The organism is Bacillus sp. X1(2014), from assembly GCF_007678255.1.
Window position 1 is genome coordinate 398,217 of record NZ_VEED01000001.1, and the last position, 12,666, is coordinate 410,882.

The window sequence follows — 12,666 nt, forward strand, 5'->3', positions numbered from 1 at the left end:
CTCTCCTCGCTTCTTTTCATTACACTTAAATGGCTACATATATAATTTTGCCTCCTTGACAATCATTTATAACTTGGTTCAACATAAAAAAGCTACCCAAAATGGATAGCATTACAATTTTTATTAAAAATATAGTAATTATTGCTTTTCTGAATGGAAAAATATCTAACGATTTAGTCGTGTCAGTGCTCCGCTTCCACTTTTCTTACTTTCTGCGGCTAAAAATAATAATTCTTCAGCATGTTTTTTAGTGAGATCGGTTATTTCAGATCCAGATATCATCCGACCAATTTCATTGATTTTATCTTCAACCTGTAAAGGAGTTACAGACGTCTTTGTTCTTCCACCTTTAATTATTTTGGAAATAAACAAGTGGGTATCGGCCATTGCAGCAACTTGTGGCAAATGCGAAATACATAACACCTGGGAAAGACTTGCCACTTTATAGATTTTCTCGGCAATTGACTGAGCAACTCTGCCGCTGACCCCCGTATCAACTTCATCAAAAATAATCGATGTCACGCCTTGATGCTGGGAGAAAATACTTTTTAGAGCCAGCATAATTCGTGATAATTCCCCTCCTGATGCAACTTTTGACAGGGGCTTTAATGGCTCCCCAGGATTTGTGGAAATATAAAATTCGACATGATCCACTCCATTTTTGGTAAACTGCATGGTATTAGTTTCAAAGCGAATTTCAAAAACTGTTTTCTCCATATACAATTCTTTTAGCTCTTTATGTATTAACTTTGTAAGTTTATCTGCCCATTTCAGACGAATTTCTGTTAATTGCTTTGCTTCAAGCAATAAGTCTTTTTTTATCGAGGCTAATTCTTTTTCTAATTCGCTTATATGCGTTTCTTTATTTTGTAATGTTTCAATTTCCTCTTCAATTTTACCTGCGTATTCTACTATTTCATCAATTGTTTTGCCGTATTTCCGTTTAAGCCGATTTATTTCATTTAGGCGATCTTCAATTTCATGCAATCGCTGCGGATCGAACTCCAATGCATCTAATTCTGTTCTTAAGGATCGTGCAGCATCCTCCAATTGGTAATAGCTATTTGATACAGCTTCATACATGTCCTTATATGCGTTATCAATAGTAGCAGCATCCTCAAGATGCCCCATGACCATACTAATCCAATCAAGTCCCTTTTGTTCCCCCTGTAAAGCCGTATGACTCGATTGCAGGGCTTCGAAAACTCGTTCGAAATTATTTAGTTTTCTTTTTTCTTCAAACAGTTCTTCATCTTCATTAATCTTTAAATTAGCATTTTGGATTTCATCCAATTGAAATGAAATGAGATCCAGCCGGTGGGCCGTCTGCTGGTCATTTTCACTTAATGATTTTAACCTTTGTAAGGTTTGCTCATAGCGTCGAAAAACTTGATGGTATTCCGCTTGTGAAGGGTAAATATCATCCGCACCAAATTGATCTAGCAATGTTAAGTGTCTCGACTCATCCATTAATTCTTGATGCTCATGCTGTCCGTGAATATCAACCAGTGTTGATCCAATTTCCCTAAGTGTGGAAATCGTCACTAACTTCCCATTCACCCGGCAAATACTTTTACCCGAATGGGATATATCTCGTCGTAAAATAACCATTCCTTCATCAATGTCGATTCCAAATTCTAAAGCTTTAGAAATGACAGGATGTTTACTGTCATCTAGCTGGAAAAGCCCTTCAATTTCGGCCCTCTCTTCGCCATGCCGGACAAATTCTGCAGACCCTCTGCCGCCCACTAATAAGTGAATGGCATCAATAATGATTGATTTTCCTGCCCCAGTCTCTCCCGTTAAAACCGTTAATCCCTTTGAAAAAGTTACAGACAAGTTTTCGATAATAGCGAAGTTTTTAATAGATAATTCTGCTAACAAGGAACATTCCCCCAATTAAAGCATATCTAGGAACCGATTTGTGATAACTTCAGTATCCTCTGGAGTTCGGCAAATAATTAACATGGTATCATCACCGCAAATGGTTCCTAATATTTCTTCCCAATCCAGATTATCAATTAATGCACCTATGGCCATTGCATTACCTGGTAAGCACTTCATGACCAGCAAGTGACCAGCTGAATCAATTCGCACGAATGCATCAATTAATGATCTTTTTAATTTTTGTAATGGATTAAATCTTTGGTCGGCCGGCAAGCTGTATTTATACCTTCCATCGCTTAAGGGAACTTTAACAAGATGTAATTCCTTAATATCCCTTGAAACCGTGGCTTGGGTTATATTGTAGCCCGCATTCTTCAGTTCATCCACTAAATCATCTTGTGTCTCTATGTCGTTACTTGCAATAATTTCTCTTATTTTAATATGACGTTGGCCTTTATTCATTGTCTCACCCCATAATCATTAAAAACATTTATCTATCTATTATGTACCAATACGTGCTTCTACCCATATGTTAGCCGATTTTCATAAACTTGTACATTTTTTCTTAAAAATCTTACCTTTTGAATAAGAGCCTTGAATACGAAGAAAAGGATAAGCATTTGCCTATCCCTCTGAATTTTGTTTTGTTTTAAATTCTAAATGGGATTCCTTTACAATTTCAACCGGCGTTACAGGTAATTGATTATCGCCCGTTTCTCGTTCCCCTTCCCATTTTAAGTGAAGCAAGTATTCAATATTCCCATCACCACCAGTAATTGGTGAAAAGGATAAGTTTTTAATCGTGTAACCTTGTTGGATCGCAAAATTTATGATTTTATCAATTACTTGAAGATGCACTTTCTCATCTCGGACAATTCCCTTTTTCCCAACCTGTTCACGTCCAGCTTCAAATTGTGGTTTTACTAGCGCCACAACATCACTTCCAGTGACTAAAAGCGTTTTTAAAACAGGCAAGATTAAAGTTAGCGAGATAAAGGATACATCAATTGTAGCGAAATTCGGCATTTCTCCTATCAAATCAGCAGGTGTGACATAACGGAAATTTGTCCTTTCCATCACCACAACTCGTTCATCCTGTCTAAGTTTCCAGGCGAGCTGATTATAACCTACATCCAAGGCATAGGACATCTTTGCTCCATTTTGAAGTGCACAATCTGTAAAGCCTCCCGTAGACGATCCAATGTCTAAGAGCACTTTATCTGCAACACTGACATCGAAAACTTTTAAGGCCTTCTCAAGCTTTAATCCCCCACGGCTAACATATGGAAGCACTTTTCCTTTTATAGAAAGCGGGATATCAATTTTGACTTTCTCTCCAGGTTTATCCAACCGCTCTTCATTGGAATAAACAAGCCCTGCCATAATCGACCGCTTGGCCTTTTCCCTTGTTTCGATTAAACCTCTTTCTACTAGTAATACATCTAACCGTTCTTTATTTTTCATTTGTTAAGCCCTTTGTTGTTTTTTTCTTGCTAGAATGGAAACCCTTTTGACTACTTCTTCGGTTGTTAAACCAATCTCTTCAAGAAGGGAGTCAACATCCCCATGTTCGATAAATTGGTCCGGTATTCCGATTCTGTCTATGTGTGAGTGATAAAAGCCATGGTTTTGTGCAAACTCAAGAATTGCACTCCCGAAACCGCCTTGTAAAACAGCCTCTTCAATGGTGAGAATCGGCAAATTTTTTGCAAGAAGATCAGTAAGCATTTTTTCATCCAACGGCTTAATAAAACGGGCATTTACAACCTTAACGGATACCCTTCTCTTTTCAAGGATCTCAGCAGCTTTTAACGCCATCGATATAGTGGTTCCAAAGGTTAAGATAGCTGCATCATCGCCTTCTTTAAGAACCTCCCATGTACCAATTGGAATATTATGATATTCCTGATCCATTGGAACCCCAAGTCCATTTCCACGTGGAAATCTCATGGCAATAGGGCCATCATTATAATTCAGTGCGGTGTATACCATATGTTGGCCTTCGTTTTCATCCTTCGGCATCATTAACACCATATTAGGGACATGTCTTAGAAAAGCAATGTCAAATACACCTTGATGGGTTTCACCGTCAGCACCAACCAATCCAGCACGGTCGATCCCCATAAAGACATTTAAATTTTGTCTGCATATATCATGAACAACTTGGTCATAGGCTCGTTGTAAAAAGGTTGAGTATATAGCAAGAAAAGGTTTCATATTTTGTGTAGCTAAACCAGCAGCTACTGTGGCAGCATGTTGCTCAGCGATCCCAACATCATACATTCTCTCAGGGAATTCACTAGCAAAGCCCTCGAGCTTAGAACCAACAGGCATCGCAGGCGTAATCGCAACAATTCGGTCATCAGTTCGGGCAAGCTTTCGAACGGTTTCACTCACAAGACTGCTCCAAGCTGGCGGTGGAGTTTTTGCGGGCTTAACGAAAGCGCCTGTGTCCATTTTATATGGTCCAGTTCCATGCCATGTTCCTGTTTTGTCACTTTCCGCTGGTTGGTACCCTTTTCCTTTTTTAGTAATGACGTGCAGAAGGATTGGGCCTTCTGTCTTTTTGGCATAGCTGAAGTTTTCAAATAACGCTTCAAAGTTATGACCATCAATTGGCCCCAGATAGGTAAATCCTAATTCCTCAAAAAACATTCCTGAAACAAATAAATATTTAAGGCTGTCTTTCACTCGCTCAGCAGTTGCAGCTAATTTCCCACCCACTGCAGGTACTTTTTTCAGCAGTACTTCCAATTCATCTTTAACCCATTGGTACTTTCCAGCTGTACGTAATTGGCCAAGGATATTATGAACAGCACCAACATTAGGCGCGATGGACATTTCGTTATCATTTAAAATAACAATCATATCTTTCTTCTCGTGACCAATATGATTTAAGGCTTCCAACGCCATTCCACCAGTTAAGGCACCATCTCCGATCACAGGAATTACAAAAGATTTTTCCTTTTTTAAATCTCTAGCTATAGCCATTCCCATCGCCGCCGAAAGAGATGTAGAACTATGACCAGTTTCCCATACATCATGCTCACTCTCAGTTCGTTTTGGGAATCCGCATAATCCTTTATACTGCCGCAATGTATCAAACTCACAAGCCCTGCCAGTTAAAATTTTATGAACATAGGATTGATGTCCCACATCCCAAATAATCTTATCTGTAGGACTGTTAAAACATTTATGTAAAGCAATAGTTAATTCAACAACACCCAAATTTGGTCCAATATGGCCTCCAGTAACAGACAGCTTTTCAATCAAAAACTTTCGGATGTCTTGACTTAAAGCCTCCAATTCGGTATTCGACATGCCTTTTAAAAAGGACGGGTCTTTTATTGATAATAGATCCATTTTTGGACCACTCACTTTCATACGTTTATGCATTCTCTGTTTAGTAGCTGTGTAAAAAGGACACATTCAGAAAATTTAACTTTGATTAAAAAATAGCCGCTAACACTTGAGTGATAACGGCATTGACAACGTTTTCTACAATGAAAATAATTATAACACACTTATTTCAATGCCTCAAATTCCGTATATTAATGGTCTCTTGAAGCAACTAAATCAGTTATTTCCAAAAGTAGGTTTGTATTCAATCCTGTCATGCCTAAATATTTCTTTGACAGATTGATTTGTTTATGCAATGCTGCAGTTGCCCCTTCTAGTGTTAACAACTGCGGATAAGTACTTTTATGATTGTTGGTATCGCTGCCTACAGGCTTCCCCATTAATTGTTGATTCCCAACTAAATCAAGAATATCATCCTGAATTTGAAAAGCGAGACCTAGGTGATGCGCAAACGCTGAGAGGTTTTCTAATTGATCTTGAGATGCACCTGCCATAATCGCTCCTGCAAGAACACTGAACCTTAGCAACTTTCCTGTTTTATGGATGTGTATATACTCAAGTTCTTCTAAGGTTAAGGATTTCCCTTCTCCTTCCATATCAGCCACTTGGCCGCCAACCATTCCTTCTGTTCCTGCAGCCTTTGCTATTTCAATCACTAATTTTAGTTTCGTTGCATCCGATGCAATCTCAGGCGGAATTTTCCCTATTACCTCAAAACTATAAGTTAATAATGCATCTCCAGCTAATATAGCTATTGCATCACCAAAAACTTTATGATTTGTCGGTTTTCCTCTTCTTAGATCATCATTATCCATGCTTGGCAAATCGTCATGTATGAGAGAATATGTATGGATCATCTCTATAGCCGAAGCAGCAAGAAGCCCCTTTTGCGGCTCTACTCCAAATGCGTCTAAAGTAGCGAATAGTAATAGCGGCCGTATACGTTTGCCACCTGCTTCAAGGGAATAAATCATCGATTCCTTAATGATAGGAGGGGCATCAAGCTTATTAACCAGAGTCCTAAGCTCCGAATCAAGCAGAAGTTTATGTTCTTGTGCAAATACATCTAATAACCCGGTTCCCAAGTCTTATACCTCCTCGTCAATGGTAAAACTCTCTGTCCGACCGTCCTCCGTAATAATCTGTGTTAATTGGTCTTCAACACTTTTTAATTTATCATGGCAAAGTTTGGACAACTCCATACCTTCTTTATAGAAGATAATTGCTTCTTCTAGAGGTACATCACCTTCTTCGAGCTTATCCACAATTTGCTCTAATTTAGTCATTGCTTCTTCAAAGGATAGTTTATTTTCAGTCTTCACGTTTTTCGCTCTCCTTAATATTCTCAACTTTACAAAATAGACTGCCATCTGTTAATTGAATCTGAACTTGTTCGTTCATATTCACTTGATGAATACTTTTTATCAGTCTGTTCTCTTCCGAATATGCTAAACTATAGCCACGTTCCATAATTTTTAAAGGGCTTAATGCCCCAAGGGTGGAAAGAATTCGTTCAAATTCAGTTTGTTTTTTTGAAAATACTTGGAGCATGGCACGTTTCATTTCTTTATTAGTAAGATCTAATCGCTTATTTGCTTCCTGTAAAGATTGGTTCGGATGGTTCCTCTGCAGGCGTTTATGAAGAATTTCGTGTTGCCCTTTTTTAATTTGGGACAACCTAGACGCCCCGCGGACAAGCAATTCAGTTAGTTTATCAACCTGTTCTAGTTTTTGTTCATATAGACGATGCGGATAACGAAAGGCATATGATTTTTGGACACGTGTTAACCGTTCTTTTTCTAACTGAAATTTCCCTTTCATTGTACGAAGAAGGCGAGTTTGCCGTTGCAAGACTCTTTCCATTAACTCATCAATATGCGGAACTGCAAGTTCAGCTGCACCAGTTGGAGTCGGTGCACGTAAATCTGCAACAAAGTCTGCAATAGTAAAATCAGTTTCATGTCCAACGGCTGAAATGATAGGAATGTCTGAAGAAAATATTGTACGTGCAACGAGTTCTTCATTAAAAGCCCACAATTCCTCAATGGAACCTCCGCCCCGTCCCACAATTAGCACATCAATTCCAGTCATACTATTTGCTTTAGAGATAGCTTTAGCAATGGAAGGTGCCGCATTTTCCCCCTGTACGAGGGCAGGGAAGACAAGGATTTTTGCAATAGGATATCGCCTTTTAATGGTTGTAATGACATCTCTTATAGCAGCCCCTGTTGGGGAAGTAATCACACCAATTGTTTTTGGATACATTGGTATTGTCTTTTTTGCCTGAAGCGCAAATAATCCTTCTAATTCAAGTTTTTGTTTTAGCTGTTCATATGCTAAAAACAATTCCCCAATTCCATCTGGAAGCATTTCTTTTATATAAATTTGATATTGACCACTTGGTTCATAAACCGAAATTTCACCTTTTACGATCACTTTCATTCCATTTTCTGGGGTGAATTTCATCGTCCGGGAGTGACTCGAAAACATCACGGCAAGTATACGGGCTTTTTCATCCTTTAAGGTAAAATACATATGTCCACTCGAATGCTGTTTAAAATTTGAAATTTCACCTCTTACATGCACATCTCGTAAATGCGGGTCTGCATCAAATTTTCTTTTTATGTACTTGGTTAGAGCATTCACAGTTAAATATCTTTGTTCCTGCATATGTAACTCCTTTTTTACCCAATAATTAAAAAATACTTCTATTAGCGAAAAACAGTCCTTATCTAAAAAATCAGATAAGGACAATTCCTACCTCTAATTGCGATCAAGGCTTTCTGCAGCAGATTTTAGGGTGTTATACATAAGCATCGTTATTGTCATCGGCCCCACACCTTTAGGAACAGGTGTAATGTATCCGGCTTTTTCGGAGACTTCAGCAAAATCAACATCACCACAAAGCTTTCCGGCTTCATTACGGTTAATACCTACATCAATGACGACAGCACCATCTTTTACATGCTCAGCTTTGATAAAGTTAGCTATCCCAACAGCAGCAATCAGGATATCCGCTTGATTCGTATGGAACTTTAGATCTTTTGTTTTCGAATGACAATATGTAACAGTCGCATGCTGATTAAGAAATAATTGTCCAACCGGCTTGCCGACAATATTACTTCTCCCTACCACTACAACATGCTTCCCTGCTATTGAAATACCTGTCTCTTCTAGTAGGACCATAATTCCATAAGGAGTACATGGTAGGAAGGCATTCTGGCCTGTCATCATTCTGCCAATATTTATTGGGTGGAATCCATCAACATCTTTAAATGGAGAAATCGATTCAATCACTTTTTTCTCATCAATATGTTTAGGAATAGGTAACTGAACTAAGATTCCGTGAATATTAGTATCCCTATTTAACTCATCAATTTTAGATAGTAATTCCTCTTCGGAAATTTCCTCTGGCAATTCAATTAAAACAGAATTCATTCCAAGTTCTTTACAGGCCTTTTCTTTATTTGTTACATATGTCCGAGAAGCGTGGTTATTTCCGACAAGGATCACGGCAAGTCCAGGAGTAACCCCAAGATTTTTTATCCTGCTAACTTCTTCAGCTATTTCCATTCTTTTCTTTTCTGCAATTTCTTTTCCATTTATAATTAAAGCAGTCATTTTCTCTTCACCCTTTGCTATTGTTAATTCTCAATCCTTAATTGTTTAGAAGCTTATGTTTAACCTTTGATAGTACACCATTAATAAACTTACTTGATTGGTCATCTCCATAAATTTTTGCTATTTCAATGGCTTCATCCATAATGACATTTTCTGGAATTTCCGTTCGGAAGAACTTCATTTCATAGGCAGCTATTCTTAATAAATTTCGATCAACTGTTGCTAAGCGGTCCATCGACCATTTTTCTAGATTTTCACTGATTAAATTGTCAATTTCGGCTTTTTGCTCGATTACCCCTAGAACAAGTCTAGTTAGATATTCGTCACCCGCCTCTCCTTCCAATACATGTTCAATTGCGTCTGAAGGCTCTGTATTACTTATATCAATTTGAAAAAGTGCCTGCAGTGCCTTTTCCCTTGCTGTTCTTCTTTTCATTATACCTTTAACTCCTTTAGAGAAATTAATTAAATTTTGTCTATTTTTCATACACATCAATAGTAATAAGTCATGGAATAGTTTTCACATTAACGATAATAGCATAACTAAAAATGATTCGCACTCTAACCTTGTTATTTTTCCAATATGTAAGCACTTTTATTTAAAACTATATTCCAAAAATAGAAAAACCAAAGGAATAAACTCCTTTGGTTTCCAAAATTTAGACTTCTGTGTCAATAATCTCTGGTTCATTCTTTTGGTTTTCAAATTGTATGCCCACCACATGAATGTTTACTTCCTCAGCATCTAGAGCAGTCATATTCAGCAATGCTTGCCGAATATTATCTTGAACTTTACTTGCAACAGATGGAATGGATATTCCAAACTTCATCATACAATAAACATCAACTTTTATTCCTGACTCGGTTAGTTCTACTTTAACGCCTTTTCCGTGGTTTTTTTTCCCTAAACGTTCAACCACACCAGTTGCGAAATTCCCACGCATCGCAGCGACACCTTCCACTTCAGAAGCAGCAATGCCCGCAATAACTTCAATCACTTCAGGAGCAATTTCAACTTTCCCGAGTCCGTTATTGCCTTGATCCATTTCCAAGACACTAAATTCACTCATCAAAAACACCTCCAGATATTAATTAGTCTTCATCACATCATACAATTCCAAGAATTTTGTATTAAAGCCGCCTTCTACAAATTTTTCATGATCGAGCAGTTTTAAATGGAATGGAATAGTTGTATGGATACCTTCTACAACAAATTCACTTAAAGCACGTTTCATTCTTGAAATTGCCTCTTCCCTGCTTGCGCCATATGCAATGACTTTCGCAATCATGGAATCGTAATATGGCGGAATGGTATACCCCGGATATGCTGCTGAGTCAATACGTACACCAAATCCACCTGGTGGAAGATACATGTTGATTTTTCCAGCGGACGGGAGAAAATTCTTTTCCGGGTTTTCGGCATTAATCCGACACTCGATTGCCCAGCCAGTAAAAGTTACATCCTTCTGTTTTAACTTTAATTTTTCTCCAGAAGCCACGCGGATTTGTTCTTTGATGAGGTCTATTCCAGTGACCATTTCCGTTACAGGATGTTCCACCTGGATGCGTGTGTTCATTTCCATAAAATAAAATTTACGATTGCGGTAGTCATATATAAATTCTACCGTGCCGGCACCAGAATAATCAACTGCTTTTGCAGCTTTTACAGCCGCAGTTCCCATTTCTTCTCGTATTTCCCCATCTAATGCTGGAGAAGGCGTTTCTTCAAGAAGCTTTTGGAGTCTCCGTTGAATGGAACAGTCTCTTTCTCCTAAATGAATGGTGTTACCATAGGAGTCTGCAAGGACTTGGATTTCAACATGACGAAAATCCTCAATATATTTTTCAATGTAGACACCAGGATTTCCAAAGGCTGTCATCGCTTCTTGCTGTGTGATACTAATGCCTTTTACTAATTCCTGTTCGTTCTTGGCAACGCGAATCCCTTTGCCGCCTCCGCCCGCTGTTGCTTTAATAATTACTGGATATTGGATTTTTTTCACAAGTTCAAGCGCCTCATCGATGTCGTTAATAATCCCAGTTGATCCTGGGACAATTGGAACACCGGCTTCTCGCATGGTTTCCCTTGCAATATCCTTTGTACCCATTTTTGTAATCGCTTCAGGGCTTGGACCGACGAATGTAATATTGCATTCCCGGCAAAGCTCGGCGAAATCAGCATTTTCTGCTAAGAACCCATAACCTGGGTGGATAGCATCACAAGCTGTTAACCTCGCTACACTAATAATATTTGTTACATTTAAATAACTGTCTTTTGATGAAGTTGGTCCTATGCAGTAGGCCTCGTCTGCAAGCTGAACATGTAATGCTTCTCGGTCTGCTTCAGAAAAAACAGCTACCGATTCAATTCCCATTTCACGGCATGCACGAATAATTCTAACTGCAATTTCCCCTCTGTTTGCAATTAACAGTTTTTTTATCATCCTGTTATCGCTCCTAACTTAAGGTTTTACTAAAAATAAAGGCTGTCCGTATTCTACTAATTGACCATTTTTAACAAGGATTTCAACGATTTCTCCGTCAATTTCTGCCTCAATCTCATTGAATAATTTCATTGCTTCAACAATGCATACAATAGAATCTTTTGTTACAGTCGATCCTTGTTTCACATAGACGTCAGCATCTGGAGTTGGTGAAGCATAGAAAGTTCCAACCATAGGAGATACAATTTTATGAAGATTTGTTGTATCTGCTTCCTTCACAGTTTCTTGCTTTAGAACTTCCTGGCTTACTTCCTGAACTGCAACGGATGGTGTCGCAGTTTGAACAATTGGTGCTACTGGAGTTGGTACAGCTTCAATGACAGATGGAGCAGCACTAACTTGTGAAACATATGTAGCCGAAACATTTTTTTTCATTTTAATTTTTGAACCTTCGTTTTCATATACGAACTCATCAATACTAGATTGGTCCACCAATTTTATTAATTCGCGAATTTCTTGAACTTTTAACATTGCGTTACACCCCTCATACAAAAAAATTATGACTAACTACTATAACTATACGATAATATCTAGTGAAAGTTCAATGATGTATATTTTCACCATAGAATATCCCATCCTCTGTCTTATACCTCTATCTTAATATTTTTTATGAACAAAAGGAAATTTTGGACAGTGGATGTCTCACAGCATATCATTTTACCCTATTTACTGGACCTCTAGCAAAAAAAAAGGAAAGTCGGTGACTTTCCTTTTGATCGTAACTTATTTAGTTGGCTGAAATTCAACTGCTACATAATTGGTTTCACCAATTTCTTTTTTCACCTGTAGGATGATTTTATTTGCTTCAGTTGCAGAAGGCTTATTCTTAGATTTAACGGTAACTCTTACTTCCTCACCATCTGCTCTGACTAATGCATCTTCATAGCCCATTGTTTTAATTAGGGTTTCAAGAATTTCTTCTTTTTGTGCTGTTTGATTCAATTTATCCATTTGGTCCTTTACTTTGCTGCGTTCGACTGCTGGTAGGTCAGTCGAGGCAAGCTCCGTCGTTAAATCCTCTTGCTGTTGACTCCTTAGGTCATCTAACTTCATACGAAGTTCTTCAAATTCTTGATCACCGGCTACAGTTGATACAATTGTTTTGTCATCCTTAGCTTCTGTTTTTGTTGTTGTTTTTGTAGTTGTTTTTCCTTTATTTTGCTCCTTGGCATCTTGCTGTATAGCTGCAAGATCATTACTCTTCTGCTCTGGTGAAGTAATGTAATAAACTGATAATACTACAACTAGACTTAACATCGTTAATAACCAAACTGTTTGTTTTTTCAATAACATA

13 protein-coding genes are annotated in these 12,666 nt (G+C 38.1%); all 13 read right to left on the reverse strand.

What is annotated here, in order from left to right; genetic code table 11:
- Positions 1 to 165: 165 nt before the first annotated feature.
- Positions 166 to 1,884, reverse strand: a complete 1,719-nt coding sequence (gene recN / locus FS608_RS02095) for a DNA repair protein RecN (RefSeq protein WP_144547620.1) — start codon at positions 1,882 to 1,884, stop codon at positions 166 to 168.
- A 15-nt stretch (positions 1,885 to 1,899) separates the two neighbouring features.
- Complete coding sequence (ahrC, locus tag FS608_RS02100) at positions 1,900 to 2,349, reverse strand: transcriptional regulator AhrC/ArgR (protein ID WP_026563645.1); 450 nt, start codon at positions 2,347 to 2,349, stop codon at positions 1,900 to 1,902.
- Positions 2,350 to 2,511: 162 nt separating this feature from the next.
- A complete protein-coding gene (locus FS608_RS02105) occupies positions 2,512 to 3,351 on the reverse strand; it encodes a TlyA family RNA methyltransferase (RefSeq protein ID WP_144547621.1) in 840 nt (279 codons plus the stop codon).
- Between the two features lie 3 nt (positions 3,352 to 3,354).
- Complete coding sequence (gene dxs, locus FS608_RS02110) at positions 3,355 to 5,250, reverse strand: 1-deoxy-D-xylulose-5-phosphate synthase (protein ID WP_144547962.1); 1,896 nt, start codon at positions 5,248 to 5,250, stop codon at positions 3,355 to 3,357.
- 188 nt (positions 5,251 to 5,438) lie between these two features.
- Positions 5,439 to 6,332: a polyprenyl synthetase family protein gene (locus tag FS608_RS02115; RefSeq protein WP_144547622.1), complete on the reverse strand. Its 894-nt coding sequence runs from the start codon at positions 6,330 to 6,332 to the stop codon at positions 5,439 to 5,441.
- 3 nt (positions 6,333 to 6,335) lie between these two features.
- Positions 6,336 to 6,617, reverse strand: coding sequence for an exodeoxyribonuclease VII small subunit (locus FS608_RS02120; protein WP_144547623.1), 282 nt, complete (start codon positions 6,615 to 6,617; stop codon positions 6,336 to 6,338).
- Entirely contained in the window at positions 6,559 to 7,917 is a 1,359-nt protein-coding gene (gene xseA / locus FS608_RS02125) for an exodeoxyribonuclease VII large subunit (RefSeq protein WP_144547624.1), read from the reverse strand. Before xseA ends, FS608_RS02120 begins: the two co-directional genes overlap by 59 nt.
- Before the next feature lie 93 nt (positions 7,918 to 8,010).
- Positions 8,011 to 8,868 carry a bifunctional methylenetetrahydrofolate dehydrogenase/methenyltetrahydrofolate cyclohydrolase FolD gene (gene folD / locus FS608_RS02130; protein ID WP_144547625.1) on the reverse strand — a complete coding sequence of 286 codons (858 nt, stop codon included), beginning with the start codon at positions 8,866 to 8,868 and terminating at the stop codon, positions 8,011 to 8,013.
- A 37-nt stretch (positions 8,869 to 8,905) separates the two neighbouring features.
- Positions 8,906 to 9,304: a transcription antitermination factor NusB gene (gene nusB, locus FS608_RS02135; RefSeq protein WP_144547626.1), complete on the reverse strand. Its 399-nt coding sequence runs from the start codon at positions 9,302 to 9,304 to the stop codon at positions 8,906 to 8,908.
- A gap of 223 nt (positions 9,305 to 9,527) precedes the next feature.
- Positions 9,528 to 9,938, reverse strand: coding sequence for an Asp23/Gls24 family envelope stress response protein (locus tag FS608_RS02140; protein WP_144547627.1), 411 nt, complete (start codon positions 9,936 to 9,938; stop codon positions 9,528 to 9,530).
- A gap of 18 nt (positions 9,939 to 9,956) precedes the next feature.
- Positions 9,957 to 11,312 (reverse strand): acetyl-CoA carboxylase biotin carboxylase subunit, encoded by a 1,356-nt coding sequence (gene accC, locus FS608_RS02145; RefSeq protein ID WP_144547628.1) that lies wholly within the window; start codon positions 11,310 to 11,312, stop codon positions 9,957 to 9,959.
- 18 nt (positions 11,313 to 11,330) lie between these two features.
- Complete coding sequence (gene accB, locus FS608_RS02150) at positions 11,331 to 11,843, reverse strand: acetyl-CoA carboxylase biotin carboxyl carrier protein (RefSeq protein WP_144547629.1); 513 nt, start codon at positions 11,841 to 11,843, stop codon at positions 11,331 to 11,333.
- Positions 11,844 to 12,095: 252 nt separating this feature from the next.
- On the reverse strand, positions 12,096 to 12,665 hold the full coding sequence (locus FS608_RS02155; protein WP_144547630.1) for a SpoIIIAH-like family protein: 570 nt from the start codon (positions 12,663 to 12,665) through the stop codon (positions 12,096 to 12,098).
- Between the last annotated feature and the right edge of the window lies 1 nt (position 12,666).